Here is a 19,339-nt window from a genome sequence, read left to right as displayed (position 1 = left end):
AGCTCGACAAGGTTTCCCCCATGACATCCGCGTCTTCGGTTGATGAGCAACGATTCCGTAAACTCCTGAGCCGCAACGTCAGCCTGCCGTTGGGTGTCGGCGTGCTCAGTGCAGTGTTCTTTGTTTCGCTGATTACTTATCTGCTGTCGATGATCCAGTGGGTTGAGCACACCGCCCGGGTGATCAATAACGCCAATGAATCGATCAAGCTGACCGTCGATCTGGAAACCGGTATGCGCGGCTTCCTGCTCACTGGCGACGAGCACTTCCTTGAACCCTACGAAATGGCCAAGCCGCGAATCGCTGTCGCCCTCAATACCTTGCTCGAACTGACCGCGGACAACCCGGTGCAGACCGACCGTCTGCACCGGCTCCAGGCCTTGCAGAATGAATGGGCCACTTACGCGCAGGCAATAATTGAATTGCAGCGATCCAGCGGCGATTACCGCAGCGCGGTAAAGGTCGGGCGCGGCAAGCGGCTGACCGATGAGATCCGCAAGCAATTCGAAGACGTGATCGACATGGAGCAACAGTTGCGCACCACGCGCAACGAGGACGTGCGCCGCACCACGATCTGGAGCATCAGCCTTTACCTGTTGTTCATCGCCGGGATCAGCGCATTGCTGGCCTACATTGGCCGTCGGGACTTGCTCAACCTTTCACAAAGTTACAGCGCCAACCTCGCCTCGCAACAGGCCAGCGCCCAGCGTCTGGAGCAGCAGGCCTGGCTGCGCAATGGGCAGACCGAACTGGCCGAACAAGTTCTGGGGCAACTGTCGCTTAATCTGCTGGGCCGCAACATTCTGCAGTTCTGTGCGCAGTACCTGGGCTCTGCCGTAGCAGCCATTTATGTCCGCGAAGACCATGGCGGTCTCAAGCGCATTGCCTCCTACGGTTTCTCTCGCGAGCAGGAAGCGCGCGAACAGCAGATTTACAGCGATGAAGGCATTGTCGGCCAGGTAGCGAACCAGGCTCGCTTGATTCGTCTCGATGACGTACCGAGCGATTACTTCAAGGTCAGCTCCGGCCTGGGCGAAGGTCTGCCGCATAGCGTGCTGGTCGTGCCGACAAGTGACGACGATCGGGTCAACGGTGTGATCGAACTGGGCTTCCTGCGCCCGCTGACGGACCGCGATGTCGAATTGCTTCAGTTGATTGCCGGCAACATCGGTACGTCCATCGAGGCCGCTCGCTATCGCCAGCGCTTGCAGGAAGTGCTGGCCGAAACTCAACAGCTCAACGAAGAGCTGCAGGTTCAGCAAGAAGAACTCAAGACCGCCAACGAAGAACTGGAAGAGCAGTCGCGGATTCTCAAGGAGTCTCAGGCGCACCTGGAAACCCAGCAGGTCGAGCTTGAACAAACCAATGAGCAGCTCGCCGAGCAGGCCGGGAGACTGGCCGAGCAGCGCGACGCCATGGACCTGAAGAACACCGAGCTCAATCAGGCCCAGACCCAGCTCGAAGAACGCGCCGAAGAGTTGCAGCGCTCGAGCAAGTACAAGTCCGAATTCCTCGCCAACATGTCCCACGAATTGCGCACGCCGCTGAACAGCTCGTTGATCCTGGCCAAGTTGCTGGCGGAAAACCCCCAGGAAAATCTCAGCGCCGAGCAGGTCAAGTTTGCCGAGTCGATTTACTCCGCCGGCAATGATTTGCTCAACTTGATCAACGACATTCTCGACATTTCCAAGGTCGAGGCCGGCAAGCTTGAGATTCGACCGGAGAACACCAGTGTCGCGCGTCTGGTGGATGGCTTGCGCGGGATGTTCCAACCCCTGGCGACCGACAAGAAACTGGATTTCCAGGTCGAGGTGCAGGCCGGTGCGCCGATGATGATCTTCACCGATCGCCAGCGTCTGGAGCAGGTGATTAAGAACCTGCTGTCCAACGCGGTGAAATTCACCGAAAGAGGTACGGTCAGCCTGACGGTCGCCAGCCAGCCAGGCGACGGTATCGCCTTTATCATTCGCGATTCGGGGATTGGCATTGCCGCGGATCAGCAGGAGAGCATTTTCGAAGCCTTCCGCCAGGCCGATGGCACCACCAATCGCCGTTACGGCGGCACCGGCCTGGGCTTGTCGATTTCCCGTGACCTGGCCGCCTTGCTCGGCGGTTCCATCAGTGTCACCAGCGAGCCGGGGCAGGGCAGTGTGTTTACGCTGGTTTTGCCGCAGCAATACGTTGAACCGGGCGAAGAGCCTGTCGAACCGATGAGAGCCACGCCGGTGGCCATTACACCGAGAGTGACGCCGGCCGCGCTGGTGCCGTTGATTGCTGATGTCGATATTCCGCGTTTCGACGACGATCGCACCAAAGCGCCATTCGCCACTCGTTGCATTCTGGTGGTGGAAGACGAGCCGAACTTTGCCAATATTCTTTATGACCTGGCGCATGAGCTGGGGTATCAGTGCCTGGTGGCGCACGGCGCGGACGAGGGTTACGACCTGGCCAAGGAATTCATCCCGGACGCCATTCTGCTGGACATGCGCCTGCCGGATCATTCCGGGTTGACTGTGTTGCAACGCCTGAAGGAACACGCTGAAACCCGGCACATTCCGGTGCATGTGATTTCTGTGGAAGACCGGGTCGAAGCCGCGATGCACATGGGCGCCATTGGTTACGCGGTCAAGCCGACCACCCGAGAAGAACTCAAGGACGTGTTTGCCCGCCTTGAGGCCAAGCTGACCCAGAAGGTCAAACGCGTCCTGCTGGTCGAAGACGATGATGTACAGCGCGACAGCATTGCCCGGCTGATCGGCGACGATGACATCGAGATCACTGCCGTTGGCCTGGCCCAGGATGCACTGGACCTGCTGCGCACGACGGTTTTCGATTGCATGATCATCGACCTGAAGTTGCCGGACATGCTCGGCAACGATCTGCTCAAGCGCATGTCCACCGAAGATATCTGCTCGTTCCCGCCCGTGATCGTCTACACCGGGCGCAACCTGACCCGGGACGAAGAGGCTGAGCTGCGCAAGTATTCGCGTTCGATCATCATCAAGGGCGCGCGCTCGCCAGAGCGTTTGCTGGATGAGGTCACACTCTTTCTGCACAAAGTCGAATCCAGGTTGTCCCATGAGCGCCAGAGGATGCTCAAGACCGCGCGCAGCCGCGACAAGGTTTTCGAGGGCCGCAAGGTGCTGCTGGTGGACGACGATGTACGCAATATCTTCGCCCTCACCAGTGCTCTGGAGCAAAAGGGTGCAGTCGTGGTCATCGGCCGGAACGGCCGTGAAGCGATTGAAAGACTGAATGAAGTCGAGGACATCGATCTGGTGTTGATGGACGTGATGATGCCGGAGATGGATGGCTACGAAGCCACCATCGAGATTCGCAAGGACCCGCGCTGGCGCAAGCTGCCGATCATTGCGGTGACGGCCAAGGCCATGAAGGACGATCAGGAGCGCTGCTTGCAAGCGGGCTCCAATGATTACCTGGCCAAGCCCATTGACCTGGATCGCCTGTTCTCGCTGATTCGCGTGTGGTTACCGAAAATGGAACGCATTTAGTGGAACGCAATTTTTCAGTGGAGCGAAATAGCGAAATCGAAATTCGCTTGTTGATCGAGGCGATCTACCTCAAATACAGCTATGACTTTCGCGACTACTCCGGCGCTTCGATCAAGCGCCGGGTCAATCACGCGTTGAGCCAGTTCGAGTGCACGACCATTTCAGCGTTGCAGGAAAAGGTCCTGCACGACCCGACGGCGTTCATGCAGTTACTGCAACTGCTGACGATCCCGGTCAGCGAAATGTTCCGCGACCCTTCGCATTTCCTCGCGATCCGCAAGGAAGTGGTGCCGCTGCTCAAGACTTACCCCTCGATCAAGATCTGGATCGCCGGTTGCAGCACGGGGGAAGAGGTCTATTCGATGGCCATTCTGCTGCGTGAAGAGGGCTTGCTCGATCGCACCATCATCTACGCCACCGACATCAATCCGCGCTCGCTGGACAAGGCCAAGCAAGGGATTTTCTCCATGGAGAATGTCCGCGCCTACACTCATAACTACCAGCAGGCAGGTGGCCAGCGTTCGTTCGTCGACTACTACACGGCGGCTTACGGTTACGCCATTTTTGACAAGACACTGTGTGAGAACGTGACCTTCGCCGATCACAGCCTCGCGACTGACAGTGTCTTTTCAGAAACTCAATTAATTTCGTGTCGTAATGTTTTGATTTATTTCAACAAAAAGCTTCAGGATCGTGCGTTCGGTTTGTTTCATGAATCCCTTTGCCATCGAGGATTTTTGGTGCTGGGCAGCAAGGAAACCCTGGATTTTTCGGCCTACGGCAACCAGTTCGAACCGTTGGTCAAACAAGAACGGATTTACCGCAAATCATGAACAGTGCAGCGAATTTACCTTCTATAGAGGCCATCGTGATCGGTGCCTCGGCCGGCGGTGTGGAGGCATTGCTGAGCATCCTCACTCCACTGCGAGAAGGCTTCAAGCTGCCGATCATCGTGGTTTTGCACCTGCCGGACGAACGTCGCAGCCAACTGGCCGAGGTGTTCGCACGGCGAGTAGCCATGCCTGTACTGGAAGCCCACGACAAGACGCTGGTCGAAGCCGGAACGCTGTATTTCGCGACACCGGGTTATCACTTGTCGGTGGAGCAGGACCACAGTTTTTCCTTGAGCCTGGAAGCCCGCGTGCATTATTCGCGACCGGCCATTGATTACCTGTTCGAGTCGGCCGCCGATGCCTACGGTTCAGCCTTGGCCGCCGTGTTGTTGACCGGCGCCAACCGCGATGGCGCTCGCGGCTTGGCTCAGGTCAAGCGCCGTGGCGGCATGACCATCGTCCAGGACCCGGATGAAGCCCAGGTCGCGACCATGCCTCAGGCTGCGCTTGATATACACCAGCCGGACCATATTCTCCCTATACGCGGCATCGGCCGTCTGCTTGTCGAGCTGGAACGAATCGCATGCTAAGTACTATCCAGGCCAAATTGCTGATCGTCGACGATCTGCCGGAGAACTTGTTGGCGCTCGAAGCGTTGATCAGGCGCGAAGACCGTATTGTCTATAAAGCTTTGTCCGCCGACGAAGCCTTGTCGCTGTTGCTCCAACACGAGTTCGCCATGGCCATTCTCGACGTGCAGATGCCCGGCATGAACGGGTTCGAACTGGCCGAGCTGATGCGCGTCACGGAAAAGACCAAGAACATCCCGATCGTGTTCGTCAGTGCCGCCGGTCGTGAGCTGAACTACGCGTTCAAGGGGTATGAGAGCGGAGCCGTGGACTTCCTCTACAAGCCGCTGGATATCCACGCGGTCAAGAGCAAGGTCAACGTGTTCGTCGAACTTTATCGCCAAAGCAAGGCGATGAAACAGCAGGTCGAAGAGCTGGAGCAAAGCCGCCGCGAGCAGGAAACGCTGCTCAAGCAATTACAAAGTACCCAGCTGGAACTGGAGCAATCGGTGCGCATGCGCGATGACTTCATGTCCATCGTTGCCCACGAAGTCCGCACGCCGCTCAATGGCCTGATCCTCGAAACCCAGTTGCGCAAGATGCACCTGGACCGGGATAACGCCGCGGCGTTCACCCTGGACAAGATGCACGCGATGGTCGACCGCGACGAGCGGCAGATCAAAAGCCTGATCCGCCTGATCGAAGACATGCTCGATGTGTCGCGCATTCGTACCGGCAAGTTGTCGATCCGACCGACGCGCTTCGATCTGTCGACGCTGGTTCGCGGCTTGTTGCAGAACTTTGCACCGCAGATCGATGCTGCCGAGTCCTCGGTCACCCTGGAGGCCGAGCAACCGGTAGTGGGAAGTTGGGACGAATTTCGCGTTGAACAGGTGATTTCCAACCTGCTGACCAATGCTTTGCGCTACGGCGCCAAGAGTCCGATCACCGTTAAGGTGTACAGTGAGAGCGGTCAGGCTTGGGTGGAAGTACGCGATCTAGGGATTGGCATCAGTGAGGAGAACCAGAGGCGCATTTTTCAGCAGTTCGAACGCGTCACGGCCAAACACGCTGTCGCGGGGTTGGGCCTGGGCTTATTTATTTCCGAGCAGATTGTGGCCGCCCATGGCGGTTCCATTACCGTCGAAAGCCGGATTGGCGAAGGCGCCTTGTTTCGCGTTTGTCTGCCGCTGTAGGAAAACAGCCGGATAAACGCAACCTCTGATCGACCCCACGGTCGTATCAGCAGCTATTGACCGAACAAAGGCTTCCCATGAGTGAAGATGCACAAGACGTCGTATTGATCGTCGAAGATGACCCCTCGATTTTGATGGTGCTGTCGGCCTATCTGTCGGGTGAGGGCTACCGGGTATTGCAGGCCGAAAACGGCGAGCAGGCCTTCGAAATTCTGTCGAGCAAACCGCACCTGGACATGATGATCACCGACTTCCGCCTGCCGGGCGGAATCTCTGGCGTCCAGATCGCCGAACCTGCCGTGAAGCTGCGACCGGAACTCAAGGTGATCTTTATCAGCGGTTATCCGCAGGAGATCCGCGAGACGGACAGCCCGATCACCCGTAAAGCACCGATCCTGGCCAAGCCGTTCGATCTGGAAGTGCTGCAAGAGCTTATGCAGGAAATGCTTTCCTGATATCCCGCGTACTATCGTAGGAGCTGCCGAAGGCTGCGATCTTTTGATCTTATAAAAGCAAGATCAAAAGATCGCAGCCTTCGGCAGCTCCTACACGAGTGATCTTCAAATCCGGATCATCTCCCGCACCTTCGCCGTCAGCAGGTCGAAGGTGAACGGCTTGGTGATCATCTGCATGCCAGGATCAAGGAAACCACCGCGCACCGCCGCGTGTTCGGCGTAGCCGGTGATGAACAACACCTTGAGATCCGGCCGGTATTGGCGGCCGATTTCTGCCAGTTGCCGGCCATTCATGCCGGGCAATCCAACGTCGCTGATCAACAGATCGATACGCTGCCCGGAGTCGAGAATCGGCACCGCGCTGTCGGCATCGCCAGCCTCGACGAAGGCATAGCCCAGATCACTCAGCACCGTACTGACCAACACCCGAACCGCCGGATCGTCCTCGACGATCAGCACCGTTTCGCCATGCTGTGCGAACGGAGCGTGCTGGACGTCCACCGGGCTGTCCTGAGGCATTACACCGCCGAATCGCGGGAGAAACAGACTCACCGTGGTGCCTTTGCCCACTTCGCTGTGAATGGCGACGTGGCCGCGTGATTGCTTGCTGAAGCCATATATCATCGACAATCCAAGGCCTGTGCCCTGGCCGATGGGTTTGGTGGTAAAGAACGGATCAAAGGCCCGGTTGATGGTGCTTTGCGGCATGCCACACCCGGTGTCTGTGACGCTCAGCACCACGTAATCACCTGGTTGAAGGTTGCTCTGGGCCTCGGTGAAGCCAATGTCCAGATACTGATTGTTGGTTTTCACCACCAGTTTGCCGCCGTCGGGCATCGCATCCCGAGCATTGATCACCAGATTGAGCAGGGCGCTTTCCAATTGGTTGGGATCGGCTTCGGCCACCCAGAGTTGCTCGTCTAGCTGCATGTCCAGCTGAATGGTTTCGTTGATGCTGCGCTGAAGCAACTCGCCCATGGAGACCACCAGGGTGTTCATCGCCACGGGTTTGGAGTCCAGCGACTGACGCCGTGAAAACGCCAGCAGACGGTGGGTCAGGCCCGCCGCGCGATTGGCTGAGGTCACCCCAAGATCGATCAGACTGTCCAAGTCTTCGGTACGACCCCGGGCCAGGCGTCGACGCAGCAACTCCAGGCTGCCGATGATGCCGGTCAGCATGTTGTTGAAGTCGTGGGCAATACCGCCGGTGAGCTGGCCGACCGCTTCCATCTTCTGCGATTGGCGCAGGGCTTCTTCATTGTGTCGTAGCTGGGCGGTGCGTTCCTCGACCTGCTGTTCGAGGGTTTCGAGGGTGTTTTGCAACCGCAGTTCGCTTTGACTCAGATCGATCAGCCGGTCCCTGGCTTCGTACTGTCGTCGACGGCCGCGCAACGCGGTGGTCACCAGGCTGATCAACGTGACCGGGTGAAAGGGGCGCTCAAGAAAGGTCACGTTCCCCAGTTGTGGGCCGTAGCGCGACGCCGGGTTTTGTTCCGGGCCGCCATGGTAGGTCATCAATACAATCGGAAGGTCCGACCAGGCCGGCTGTTGCTCGATCAGGCCGAGCAGCGGTTCAAGATCACCGCCCAACAAGGCCTCGGAAGAGATCAACAGCAATCCTGCCCCTTGCTCCAGCTCGTTGCACAAAGCCACCAGGTCCCGAGTAATCACCCCGTCGTAACCCGCTTCATTGAGCATCATCAGCGCAATTTGGCTGTCGCGACCCAGCGGCGCGAGAATGATCGCGCGCTCGGACATCGCTTCCTGGGCAATCACGGGCTTTGTTCCTCAAGCAAAGGATTGCTGGCACCCAGATAGGTCGGGACACCCCGCAATACCCCCTGAAATGCATCCAGCGGTTCACCAATGGTCATGCCCTGAGCGCTGATGCGGTATTCACGAATGGTCGATTCATGGCTGCCGGTGCGTTTCTTGATGATCGAGATCGCCCGGCGAACCTTGCCCAATGCCTCGAAGTAGCGCAGCAGGATGACCGTGTCGGCCAGATAGGTGATGTCCACGGGGGCTTGCATGTCACCGACCAGTCCATGCTGGGCGACGGTCATGAAGGTCGCGGCACCCTGGCGATTGAGGTACAGCAGCAGCTCGTGCATGTGCAGTACCAGCGCGTTTTCCTCTGGCATCGCCGCTTGATAGCCGTTGATGCTGTCGATCACCACGGTCTTGATATTGCCCTCATCGACGCAGCGACGAACCCGGTAGGAAAACTCTCCGGGGGACAACTCAGCCGCGTCCACTTGCTCGATCAGCAGGTTGCCAGTGTCTTGCAGCGCCTTGAGGTCGATGCCGATGTTCTTCATGCGCTCGAACAGCAACCCGAGCTCTTCATCGAAAATGAACAGCGCGGCTTTTTCGCCACGGGCCACGGCGGCAGCGGCGAAGATCATCGAGATCAGCGATTTGCCGGTACCGGCCGGGCCGAGGATCAACGTGCTGGAACCGGTCTCGATCCCGCCGCCGAGCAGGGCGTCCATGGCCTTGATGCCGCTGGTCAACTGCTGGCGGACATAGCGACCGCGATGCTCGGCGGCCACCAGCCGCGGAAACACATGTACGCCATCGCCCATGATGGTGAAGTCGTGAAACCCGCCTCGGTACTTCTGACCACGGTATTTCACCACACGGATCCGCCGACGCTCGGCGCCATAATTGGGGGTCAGTTCCTCAAGGCGAATGACGCCGTGGGCCACACTGTGCACGGTTTTGTCGAGGGATTCGGTGGTCAGGTCGTCCAGCAACACCACCGTGGCGTCATAGCGCACGAAGTAATGTTTGATCGCGAGGATCTGGCGACGGTAGCGCAATGAGCTTTGGGCCAGCAGACGGATCTCGGAAAGACTGTCGAGCACCACGCGGGTCGGCTTGACCCGTTCGACCACTTCGAAAATCTGCTTGGTAGCTTCGCCCAGCTCAAGGTCCGAGGAATACAACAAGCTCTGCTGATGCTCGGCATTGAGCAGGCTTTCCGGGGGCGTCAGCTCGAAGATGTAGATGTTCTCATCCAACTCCCAGCCGTGGGACAACGCACCCTGTCGCAGCTCCCGCTCGGTTTCCGACAACGTGATGTACAACGAGCGCTCGCCGGCTCGGGCGCCGGCCAACAGAAAATGCAAAGCGACGGTGGTTTTGCCGGTTCCGGGTTCACCCTCCAGTAAAAACACATGCCCGCGGGACAATCCACCGGCCAGGATGTCATCCAGACCTTCGATGCCGGTGGCGGCTTTTGCACTGATCAACTCGTTTGATGTAGACAAAAAATGCCCTCTCATGACTAGGGGAAACGAGGCAGCAGGCCGTAAGTGCCTGAATGGACTGCCTGTTCTCTTGACCCTTGACCGAGACGACGAGTTCAACCAAATTTTTGCTGTTGTTAAAGCCCTTGCTGCAAGGCGGGGTCGTCGGGATTGAGTTGTTCAAGTTGCGCCAACAGAATCTGCACGTTCTGCAGCTGGCCGCTTTCTTTCCAGTAATTGATCAACAATACCCGGGCTTTTCGGTCGGCCGGGTGCCGCTGGACAATCTCCTGCAACTGTTTCTGCGCCGCTTCCAGCTCCTGTTCATCGTGAAGTGTGGTGGCCAGGTCGTAGCGGTAATCCTTGTTGTCCGGCTCCAGCTCCACGGCTTTGGAAAGGCCGAGCAGGGCGAACTCACTTTGCCCGTGATGCAACAGCCAAAGCCCCAGGGCATGTTGCAGGTAGGCCGAGTCGGGCTGAGCCTTTAGCTGCTTGGCCAACAGTTGCCGGGCCGCATCGTTTTGGCCCAGGCGGTCCAGCACGTCGATTTGCATCACCAGCGCGGGCAGGTTGCCGGGCGCAAGACGCAAGGTGTTCTGCAGTGCCTGCTGCGCCTCTTTCCATTCGGCATTGTGCAGATGCAGCCGAGCCAGTTGATATTGGTTGTCGGCGCTTTCCGGTTGACTCTTCAGGTCCTGTTCCCAGGCGTCGATGGCTTGCTCCAGCGGCCCGAAGTACAAACCGAGATCGTCCGGCGACAGCCCCAGCAAGGCGTTCACGGCGGCATAGCGGACGCGCTGTTCGCTGTCATCGAGTAACGGGCCCAGCAGCAGGCTGCGCTGACCGCTGGGTACCAGACCGCTGATGCTTTTGATCGCCGCGATGCGCACGTCTGGCGATTCATGCTGCAAGTCCGCATCCGCCAGTTTCAGGGCCACGGAGCTGGGGTAGTTGGGCAGTTCGGCATGCAACCAGACGCGGCGTTTGGGCGATATATCAGGGCGGCCCAATTGCTGGTAGAGGACCCGCGCTGCGCCCGGTTGGCCTGCGCGAGCCTGGTTCAGCGCCTCGCTGTAGCCACGCTTGATCGCCTCCGGCACGGCGGGGGTTGTGCTGCGCAGGGAAAACCAGGCAAGGCCGATGGCAAACAGGACGCAGAGGCTGATGAGCAAGTAACGGCGGGACTGGGGCATGCAGGAATCCGGGAGCTGGCAAGCTGTTGCAAAGTTGCCAGCTTCGGTCAGGTAAGGCTGTGAGTCAAACCAAGACTCAGTTGAATACGTGAGTCAGTCGATTCAAGGCAGTCTGGCTTTTCAATGATTTCGCCTACAGGTTGCGTCGACATTGAAACCCGTCGAGGCGCCTTGGCAGTGACTACGCTTGCTGGAGATGACTCGATGAGCGTTCCCATGCAACCGCTGCTTCAGTACTTCAAAGCGATACTCAACCCCGGGCCCGGAGTGGCGTTGTTCGCCCTGCGGACCATCGTGGCCGGGCTGCTGACGTTGTATCTGGCGTTCCTGTTCGACCTTGAGCAGCCCAAGTGGTCAATCATGGCGGTGGTCATTGTCAGCCAGCCATTGGGCGGCATGGCCCTGGCCCGGAGTTTCGGCCAGGTCATCGGCACCACGCTCGGGGCGGTCGTGGCGGTGTTGATCATGGCGATCTTTCCCCAGGCGCCCCTGCCTTTCATCCTCACCCTGGCCTTGTGGCTGGCGCTGTGTACCGCCGGCGGCACCTTGTTGCGCTACACCAGTTCCCAGGCGTTTGTTTTGAGCGGGTACACGGCGGTGGTCGTGGCACTGCTGGCGGTGCCCGATCAGGACGGCACGTTCCTTCTCGCGGTCACCCGCGTGACCGAGACGCTATTGGCGGTTGCTTGCGTGTGCGTGGTCAGCCTGCTCACCGCGCGGCCGGAAGCCGTGGCCCAGGATTACTTCGCCAAGATCGATCAGGTCATCAAGCTGCTTGCGACCCACGCCGCTGCGGTCATTCGAACCGAGGAAAGCGAAGCCGATTTCCATCGACGGCAGATGCAACTGCTCGGTGCGATCAGCGCCTTGGAAGGCGTACGGCGGCATTTGTATTTCGATGCGCCACGGTTGCGCAGCTCCAATGAGTTGGTGCAGTTGCTGGGCAATCAGCTGGTGTTGTTGACGTCGCGGCTGACGGCTTTGCGTCACCAGCGGGAGCTGCTTGCCGAGCGCTGGAAAGGTGCGTTGCCGGAGGAGATACAGCGTTTGCGCGCCGAAGAACTGGTCTTTCTCGATGACCTTGCCCAGCAGGGACGCTCGCTGTCGACCGAGGCGCGGCACCGTTTCGCGGCGCTGCAACAGCGTTTTGATGACCAGGCCTACAAGGCCGAACAACTCACCGAGACGATGCCTGCCACGCTGCGTTCACTGGTTTGGGCACTGCGCTGGGAACAGGCGCGGATGCTGGAGCAGCTCGGCCAGATTCTCGAACTGAGCGACGCAATTCAGGACGGGCGTGCGGCCAGTAGCATGTTCCGCGGCCAGGACAATCCACTTCATCTGGACTTCACGTTGGCGGCAATGAACGCGATCCGCGCATTTACCGCATTGGTGGTGGCCGGTCTGATCTGGATCGAGACCGGTTGGGACGGGGCGCGTGGCGGGATGATCGTGGCGGGAATTCTCTGTTCGCTGATGGCGACTTTTCCCCGGCCGTTGCTGGCCAGCCAAAGCTTTGCCAGGGGGCTGGGTCTGGCCTTGGTGGTATCGGCGCTGTATCTGTTCCTGCTGATACCGATGATCAGTGACTTCGAGTTACTCGCCTTGTTGTTAACCCCATTGCTGTATGCCGTCGCGGTGGGGTTGTCCAGTCCGCCAACCACGGGTACAGGCATTGGTCTTGGACTAACGACAATGCTGTTGTTGGGCCCGCAAAACACAGAAATCGGCCAAAACAGTGCCATTCAGTGGTTCGAGTTTGCCGGTTCCTATATTTGCGCAGCCGCGCTGGCGCTCAGTGTCTATGCCTTGATCTTCCCGTTCAGGCCCGTTTTGCGAATACGCCGGCTGTTCAATGAAAACTGTGAGCAGGTCTACGCTTTACTGAAGACACCGGCCACCGATGAGCAGCAATTTGCGTTTGAAAGCCGCATGGTCGATCGCCTGACCATGATGTTGGGATTATTGCCGGCTACCAACGACAAGCAATCCAGCGAGCTGTTCGAAGTCAGCCTCGGATGCATGGCACTGGGTGTGGCGTTGAACCAGCTCAGGCAGCAGGGGCAAAGCAACACGTTGCTCAGTACTGAGCAACAAAACCGTTTACTCGCTGCTGTCCGTGAGACAGGACGATTGATCGCCGGGCGGCCCGGGATTGACCTTGAGCAGCTACTTGGAAACTTGCGTGTCTTGGGCGATGAAATGGACGACTTGCATTTAGACGTTCATGAACACCTGTGGTCGGTATTCAGGATGCGCGTGGCGTTGTTGATCGTGGTGTCGTTTCTGGAGCGACATCGTAAATACTTTTCACCCGCAGAAGCGGAAGGAGTGCCGACCCTTGCCCATTGATTTTGAATTGGGTGGTGTCTACTTGCCGCCGATTGCCCAGGCGTTACTGCTGGCCCTGCCGATTTATCTGCTTCTGGACTGGATCTTGCGCCGTATTGGCGTGCTGCGGTTCGTCTGGCATGAAGCCTTGTTCGAAGGCGCGTTGTACGCCTGCGTTTGCGCAACGCTGATTCTGGTAATGGGAGCTTGATGCTTTGAAGGAGATCCTTGCCCGACTTGCGACGGTGGCGGTGGTACTGCTGGCCTTTGTTCTCGGCTGGTTTGCCTGGGAACATTACACCCGCGCCCCCTGGACCCGCGATGCACGGGTGCGTGCCGATGTGGTGACGTTGTCCGCCGATGTCTCGGGGCGCATCGTTGGCCTGGGCGTGCAGGACAACCAGCATGTGGAGAAAGGCCAGTTGCTGCTGGAGATCGACCCGGCGCGCTATGTCCTGGCGGTTGAGCATGCCAAGCGTTCGGTGGAAGTGGCGAAAGCCAGCCTTGGTCAGTCTGAGGCAACGATAGTCGCCAGTGAAGCGTTGCTCCGCCAGCGTCAGAGTGAAGAGCGCCGACGGCGCACGCTCAAGCAGCGGTTGGCAATTTCTGGCGAAGAATGGGAGAAATCCAGCACGGAAGTGGCGGTGGCGCAGGCTGAGTTGCTGCGCAACCAGGCCAACCTCGGTTTAGCCCACGCCAACGTGCAACTGGCTATCGCCGCATTGACCCAGGCCGAACTGGACTTGCAGCGCACGCGGGTCGAAGCACCCGTGACGGGTTACGTCACAAACCTGCTGACCCGTCAGGGTGACTATGCCGCGGCCGGAGGCGCGTTGTTGGCGCTGGTGGACAGCGATTCGTTTTATGTCAGCGGCTACTTTGAAGAAACCAAGCTGCCGCGAATCGAGGAGGGCGACCGGGTCAGGATCGAATTGATGAGTGGCGAAACCTTCGGCGGCACTGTGCAAAGCATTGCTTTCGCCATTTCCGACCGGGAGAACCTGCCCGGCGGCCGATTACTGGCCAACATCAACCCCAGTTACACCTGGGTAAAACTGGCGCAGCGGGTACCGGTGCGAATACAGATCGACGCCGATTACGCAGCCAAAAACCGACTGCGTGCCGGCACCACCGCCACCGTAACCATAATGGAAACCCGCGATAGCAGCACAACCCACTAACCCTGTGGGAGCGAGCTTGCTCGCGAATGCGGTGTGTCAGGCAAAATTATGTCGACTGACACTCCGCATTCGCGAGCAAGCCCGCTCCCACAGGGATATGTGTGGAATTTGGGACAGACAAAAAAAAGCCCCGCGACCGAATGAGGCACAGGGCAAAGGAATTGGTTGGTTGCGGCCAACCAAAGGAGCTCGTTAAGACATTACTTGCTGGCGACCGTCTCTGGTTGCCAGCCACCGCCCAGGGCTTTGTAAATCGCGACAATGCCGCGATACAGATCGACTTCGGCCTGGGCCTGAGTGTCTTCCGCCGCCAGGCGCTCACGCTGGGCGTCGAGCAGGACGAGGAAGTCCGCAGTGCCTTCGCGGTAGCGAATTTGGGCGAGGTCGGCCGCGGCGCGGCTGGATTCGCTTTGACGAATCAGCGAGATCAGGCGTTGCTGGCGTTTGCCGTAGTCGCTAAAGGCGTTTTCCGATTCTTCCAACGCCAGCAGTACTTGCTGCTCGTAGGTCGCCAGGACGCCTTCGGCATCAGCATCGGCACCACGTAGACGGGCGCGCACGCTGCCAAGGTCGAACGCGGCCCAGGTAATGCTAGGGCCCAGTGCCCAGGCGTTGGCCGCCGAGGAACCGATCTGCGAACCGCGTCCGGCGGTGAAGCCGAGGAAGCCGCTGAGGCTGACCCGAGGGAACAAATCAGCCTTGGCCATGCCGATACGGGCGGTGGCGGAGGCCAGTTTGCGTTCGGCGCTGAGAATGTCCGGACGACGTTGCAGCAGTTCGCCCGGATCACCGATCGGCAGGGCCTTGGCGATCGCCGGCAAGTCCTTGGGACTCAGGTCAACGGTCAGCTTGTCTGGACGTTCACCTAACAGGGTAGCGATGCGGTTTTTCTGCCGAACCTGTTCAGCCTGCAATTGCGGCACGCTGGCTTCGACGGACGCCAGACGTGCATCGGCGCGAACCACGTCGAGCTGATCGCCGACACCGGCATCACGCAGACTGACGGTGATCTTGCTCGATTCTTGCTGGTTGTTCAGGTTGGCCAGGGCGATCTTTTCCCGCAGCTGCGCACCGCGCAGTTGACCGTAGGCATCCACCAGTTCAGCAATCATCGAGACTTGCAGTTGGTACAGATCGGCTTCGAGCGCTTGCTGTTCGGCGTCGGCGGACTCCAGGTTGCGCTGGATACGGCCAAACAGGTCGATCTCCCACGCCATGTCCAGGCCCAGGTCGTAGCGTTCGCTATTAACCCGCTTGGTGGTCTGGCCCGGGATCTGACCCTTGGCCAGGTCACTGCTGACCCGGCTGGTGATGGTTGGCATGGCGTCATTGCTGACGTCATCGCGAATCGCTCGCGCCGCTTTCCAGCGAGCGAAGGCTACGCGTAAATCACGATTGCCTTGCAGCGATTGAGTCACCAACTGGTTGAGGGTCGGATCTTCGAACTGCTGCCACCAGATGCCTTCGAAACGCGAGCGGTCGTAGTTCTTCTGACCGGCGCTGCCATCGGTGGCGGTCGTGATGTTGGCCGGCTCAGTGGCTGGGGTCTTGTAGTCCGGGCCGACGGCACAGGCACTCAGGGCCAGTACCAGCAAGCTCGGCAGGAAGGCTTTCAGGCTCATTGTTGCGCCTCCAGTTTCAGGGCCTTGGCCGCTTTGCGCTTTTCACCGCGCTCCACAAAGTTACGAATCAGTACGTAGAACACTGGTGTCAGCAACAGACCGAAGAAGGTCACCCCGAGCATCCCCGAGAACACCGCCACACCCATGGCATGACGCATTTCGGCACCGGCGCCGCTGGAGAAGACCAGAGGCACAACACCCATGATGAATGCGAAGGAAGTCATCAGGATCGGCCGCAGACGCAGGCGGCAGGCTTCCAGTACCGCGGCGAGCGGGCTGAGGCCTTCGTCCTGCTGTTTGTCCTTGGCGAACTCGACGATCAGGATCGCGTTCTTACAGGCAAGCCCCACCAGTACGATCAAGCCGATCTGGGTGAAGATGTTGTTGTCGCCTCCCGACGCAATCACACCGGTGATGGCCGACAGCAAGGTCATCGGTACGATCAGGATCACCGCCAGTGGCAGGCTCCAGCTTTCGTATTGAGCCGCGAGTACCAGGAACGCCAGCAGTACGCAGAGCGGGAACACGAACAGTGCGGTGTTACCGGACAGAATCTGCTGGTAGGTCAGGTCGGTCCACTCGTAGGTCATGCCGTTGGGAAGTTCTTCCTTGAGCAGTTTCTCGATGGCTTTTTCGGCTTGGCCGGAGCTGTAGCCGGGGGCTGCTGCACCGTTGATTTCAGCGGTGATGAAGCCGTTGTAGTGCATCACGCGGTCCGGGCCCGAGGTGTCGCTGACCTTGATGAAGGTCGCCAGCGGGATCATCTCGCCTTTGTTGTTACGCACTTTCAGCTGACCGATCTGGTCCGGTTCAAGACGGAACTGCTGTTCAGCCTGAACGTTGACCTGATAGGTACGACCAAAGCGGTTGAAGTCGTTGGCATACAGCGAACCCAGGTAGATCTGCAGGGTGTCGAAGATGTCGCTGACGGCCACGCCGTGAGTCTTGGCTTTTTCGCGGTCGATAGCCGCATCGACCTGTGGCACGTTCACGGTGTAGCTGGTGAACAGGGCGGCCAGTTCCGGCACGTTGTGGCTCTTGGTGATGATGTTCATGGTTTCTTTGTACAGCTCGTCATAACCCAGGTTGCCCCGGTCTTCGATCTGCAGGCGGAAACCACCAATGGTGCCCAGGCCTTGTACGGGCGGCGGCGGGAAGATCGCCATGTAGGCTTCCTGAATCCCGGCGAACTGGCCGTTCAATGCACCGGCAATCGCACCGGCGGACATGCTCGGGTCTTTACGCTCGTCGAACGGTTTCAGGGTGACGAACACGATGCCAGCGTTAGGACTATTGGTGAAACCGTTGATCGACAGGCCCGGGAAGGCCACGGCACTTTCCACGCCTGGCTGTTTCAGTGCCAGGTCGGACATGCGTTTGATCACGTCTTCGGTACGGTCCAGGCTCGAGGCGTCAGGCAGTTGCGCGAAGGCCACCAGGTATTGCTTGTCCTGGCCGGGGACGAAACCGGTCGGGGTGTTGGCGAAACCGAAGAAGGTCAGCACCATCAGGCCTGCGTACAGCAGCAGGGCGATGCCGCTGCTGCGGATAACCCGGCCCACGGTGCCGACATAACCATGGCTGGCCTTGTCGAAGAAGCGGTTGAACGGACGGAACAACCAGCCACCGAAGATCTTGTCGAGGACCTTGGAGAAACGGTCCTTCGGCGCGTCATGGCTTTTGAGCAATACCGCAGCCAGGGCGGGCGACAGCGTCAGCGAGTTGAACGCCGAGATCACAGTCGAGATCGCAATGGTCAGGGCGAACTGCTTGTAGAACTGCCCAGTGAGCCCGGAGATGAAAGCCGCCGGGATAAACACCGCACACAGCACCAGCGCCGTTGCGATGATCGGGCCGGTCACTTCACGCATGGCCCGTTTGGTTGCCTCGACCGGAGTCAATCCCAGTCCAATGTTCCGCTCGACGTTCTCCACCACCACGATGGCGTCGTCCACCACGATACCGATGGCCAATACCAGGCCGAACAGTGACAGGGCGTTCAGCGAGAAGCCGAACAGATGCATCACGGCAAACGTACCGATCAGCGAAACCGGCACCGCCACCAACGGAATGATCGAGGCGCGCCAGGTTTGCAAGAACAGGATCACCACCAGAACCACGAGGATCAGTGCTTCGAAGAGGGTGTGAACCACCGCCTCGATGGAGCCGCGCACGAAGATCGTCGGGTCATAGACGATGCTGAAGTCCATGCCTTCCGGGAAGCTCTTTTTCAGCTCCGCCATCTTGTCGCGCACTTCGTTGGAGATTTCGATCGCGTTGGAACCAGGGCGCTGGAAGATCGGGATCGCCACCGCCGGTTGGTTGTTCAGCAACGAACGCAACGCGTATTGGCTGGAACCCAACTCAATGCGAGCGATGTCTTTCAGGCGAGTGATTTCACCGTTTTCGCCGGAGCGAATGATGATGTTCTCGAACTCTTCTTCAGAAACCAGACGACCTTGCGTGTTGACCGACAGCTGGAACGCCGTGGCATTCGGCGCAGGTGGCGCACCCAGTGCACCGGCAGCCACCTGACGGTTCTGTTCACGAATCGCGGTCACGACGTCGGTGGCGGTCAGGTTGCGCGAAGCGGTCTTGTTCGGATCGAGCCAGACACGCAGTGAGTAATCACCCATGCCGAACAGCTGCACATCACCGACACCGCCCAGACGCGCCAGCTCATCCTTGATGTTGAGCAAGGCGTAGTTGGACAGGTAGAGCATGTCGTAGCGTTTGTCCGGCGAGGTCAAGTGCACAACCATGGTCAGGTCGGGCGAAGCCTTGTCCACGGTGATACCGATGCGCGTCACTTCTTCTGGAAGTTTTGGCTCGGTCCGGGTCACGCGGTTCTGTACCTGCACCTGTGCGTTGTCCAGGTCAGTGCCCAGCGCAAAGGTGATGGTCAGGGTGATCTTGCCGTCAGCGGTGGACTGCGAGGACATGTACAGCATGTTCTCGACGCCGGTGATGGCTTGCTCCAATGGAGCGGCTACGGTTTCACCGATGACTTTTGGGTTGGCACCCGGGAAGTTGGCACGGACCACAACGGTCGGCGGAACCACTTCCGGGTATTCGCTGATCGGCAACTGGAACAGCGAGATGGCGCCGGCGATCAGGATCAGCAGCGACAGTACCGCTGCAAAGATCGGCCGTGAAATGAAGAATTGGGAGAAATTCATCGGAGTTGTCGTCC

13 protein-coding genes are annotated in these 19,339 nt (G+C 59.0%); 8 read left to right on the top strand and 5 right to left on the bottom strand.

The genetic code is table 11. The features are described from left to right. Nucleotides 1–20: 20 nt before the first annotated feature. From E3W21_RS22760 to E3W21_RS22740, 5 genes are all read left to right on the top strand, one after another. Nucleotides 21–3,512: a response regulator gene (locus tag E3W21_RS22760; protein WP_134421935.1), complete on the top strand. Its 3,492-nt coding sequence runs from the start codon at nt 21–23 to the stop codon at nt 3,510–3,512. Further along, nucleotides 3,512–4,345: a protein-glutamate O-methyltransferase CheR gene (locus E3W21_RS22755; RefSeq protein ID WP_134421934.1), complete on the top strand. Its 834-nt coding sequence runs from the start codon at nt 3,512–3,514 to the stop codon at nt 4,343–4,345. Before E3W21_RS22760 ends, E3W21_RS22755 begins: the two co-directional genes overlap by 1 nt. Continuing rightward, nucleotides 4,342–4,935, top strand: coding sequence for a chemotaxis protein CheB (locus tag E3W21_RS22750; protein WP_134421933.1), 594 nt, complete (start codon nt 4,342–4,344; stop codon nt 4,933–4,935). The genes E3W21_RS22755 and E3W21_RS22750 overlap by 4 nt, the downstream gene beginning before the upstream one ends. After that, nucleotides 4,929–6,110 (top strand): hybrid sensor histidine kinase/response regulator, encoded by a 1,182-nt coding sequence (locus E3W21_RS22745; RefSeq protein WP_134421932.1) that lies wholly within the window; start codon nt 4,929–4,931, stop codon nt 6,108–6,110. Before E3W21_RS22750 ends, E3W21_RS22745 begins: the two co-directional genes overlap by 7 nt. A gap of 77 nt (nt 6,111–6,187) precedes the next feature. Continuing rightward, a complete protein-coding gene (locus E3W21_RS22740; protein ID WP_129444259.1) occupies nt 6,188–6,565 on the top strand; it encodes a response regulator in 378 nt (125 codons plus the stop codon). Between the two features lie 105 nt (nt 6,566–6,670). Here the strand turns inward: E3W21_RS22740 and E3W21_RS22735 are convergent, their stop codons facing one another. From E3W21_RS22735 to E3W21_RS22725, 3 genes are all read right to left on the bottom strand, one after another. Then, the gene (locus tag E3W21_RS22735; protein WP_371927144.1) at nt 6,671–8,323 is read right to left on the bottom strand and encodes an ATP-binding protein; all 1,653 of its coding nucleotides are present in this window, start codon (nt 8,321–8,323) and stop codon (nt 6,671–6,673) included. A gap of 14 nt (nt 8,324–8,337) precedes the next feature. Beyond that, entirely contained in the window at nt 8,338–9,840 is a 1,503-nt protein-coding gene (locus E3W21_RS22730) for an ATPase domain-containing protein (RefSeq protein ID WP_129444255.1), read from the bottom strand. Between the two features lie 116 nt (nt 9,841–9,956). After that, on the bottom strand, nt 9,957–11,012 hold the full coding sequence (locus tag E3W21_RS22725) for a HEAT repeat domain-containing protein (RefSeq protein WP_134421930.1): 1,056 nt from the start codon (nt 11,010–11,012) through the stop codon (nt 9,957–9,959). 204 nt (nt 11,013–11,216) lie between these two features. On the opposite strand from E3W21_RS22725, the gene E3W21_RS22720 reads away from it, so the two are divergent. The 3 genes from E3W21_RS22720 to E3W21_RS22710 are packed head-to-tail and all read left to right on the top strand — an operon-like array spanning nt 11,217 to nt 14,524. Next, entirely contained in the window at nt 11,217–13,364 is a 2,148-nt protein-coding gene (locus tag E3W21_RS22720) for an FUSC family protein (protein ID WP_134421929.1), read from the top strand. After that, nucleotides 13,354–13,554 (top strand): DUF1656 domain-containing protein, encoded by a 201-nt coding sequence (locus E3W21_RS22715; RefSeq protein ID WP_008156381.1) that lies wholly within the window; start codon nt 13,354–13,356, stop codon nt 13,552–13,554. The genes E3W21_RS22720 and E3W21_RS22715 overlap by 11 nt, the downstream gene beginning before the upstream one ends. A 4-nt stretch (nt 13,555–13,558) precedes the next feature. Beyond that, nucleotides 13,559–14,524, top strand: coding sequence for an HlyD family secretion protein (locus E3W21_RS22710; RefSeq protein ID WP_134421928.1), 966 nt, complete (start codon nt 13,559–13,561; stop codon nt 14,522–14,524). Nucleotides 14,525–14,724: 200 nt separating this feature from the next. Here E3W21_RS22710 and E3W21_RS22705 read toward each other — a convergent pair whose 3' ends face one another. Both E3W21_RS22705 and E3W21_RS22700 read right to left on the bottom strand, forming a co-directional pair. After that, on the bottom strand, nt 14,725–16,146 hold the full coding sequence (locus tag E3W21_RS22705; protein WP_134421927.1) for an efflux transporter outer membrane subunit: 1,422 nt from the start codon (nt 16,144–16,146) through the stop codon (nt 14,725–14,727). Then, nucleotides 16,143–19,325: an efflux RND transporter permease subunit gene (locus tag E3W21_RS22700; RefSeq protein ID WP_129444245.1), complete on the bottom strand. Its 3,183-nt coding sequence runs from the start codon at nt 19,323–19,325 to the stop codon at nt 16,143–16,145. The genes E3W21_RS22705 and E3W21_RS22700 overlap by 4 nt, the downstream gene beginning before the upstream one ends. Nucleotides 19,326–19,339: the final 14 nt, after the last annotated feature.

Source organism: Pseudomonas sp. F01002 (genome assembly GCF_004402115.1).
Taxonomy (GTDB): Bacteria; Pseudomonadota; Gammaproteobacteria; order Pseudomonadales; family Pseudomonadaceae; genus Aquipseudomonas; species Aquipseudomonas frigoris.
This window is presented reverse-complemented; position numbering and strand designations above follow the sequence as displayed.

What these genes read in the sequence shown, in the direction of transcription:
- E3W21_RS22735 (WP_371927144.1), bottom strand. Translation starts at nt 8,323, where the DNA reads ATGTCCGAGCGCGCGATCATTCTCGCGCCGCTGGGTCGCGACAGCCAA.
- E3W21_RS22720 (WP_134421929.1), top strand. Translation starts at nt 11,217, where the DNA reads ATGAGCGTTCCCATGCAACCGCTGCTTCAGTACTTCAAAGCGATACTC.
- E3W21_RS22705 (WP_134421927.1), bottom strand. Translation starts at nt 16,146, where the DNA reads ATGAGCCTGAAAGCCTTCCTGCCGAGCTTGCTGGTACTGGCCCTGAGT.
- E3W21_RS22745 (WP_134421932.1), top strand. Translation starts at nt 4,929, where the DNA reads ATGCTAAGTACTATCCAGGCCAAATTGCTGATCGTCGACGATCTGCCG.
- E3W21_RS22760 (WP_134421935.1), top strand. Translation starts at nt 21, where the DNA reads ATGACATCCGCGTCTTCGGTTGATGAGCAACGATTCCGTAAACTCCTG.
- E3W21_RS22725 (WP_134421930.1), bottom strand. Translation starts at nt 11,012, where the DNA reads ATGCCCCAGTCCCGCCGTTACTTGCTCATCAGCCTCTGCGTCCTGTTT.
- E3W21_RS22740 (WP_129444259.1), top strand. Translation starts at nt 6,188, where the DNA reads ATGAGTGAAGATGCACAAGACGTCGTATTGATCGTCGAAGATGACCCC.
- E3W21_RS22750 (WP_134421933.1), top strand. Translation starts at nt 4,342, where the DNA reads ATGAACAGTGCAGCGAATTTACCTTCTATAGAGGCCATCGTGATCGGT.
- E3W21_RS22700 (WP_129444245.1), bottom strand. Translation starts at nt 19,325, where the DNA reads ATGAATTTCTCCCAATTCTTCATTTCACGGCCGATCTTTGCAGCGGTA.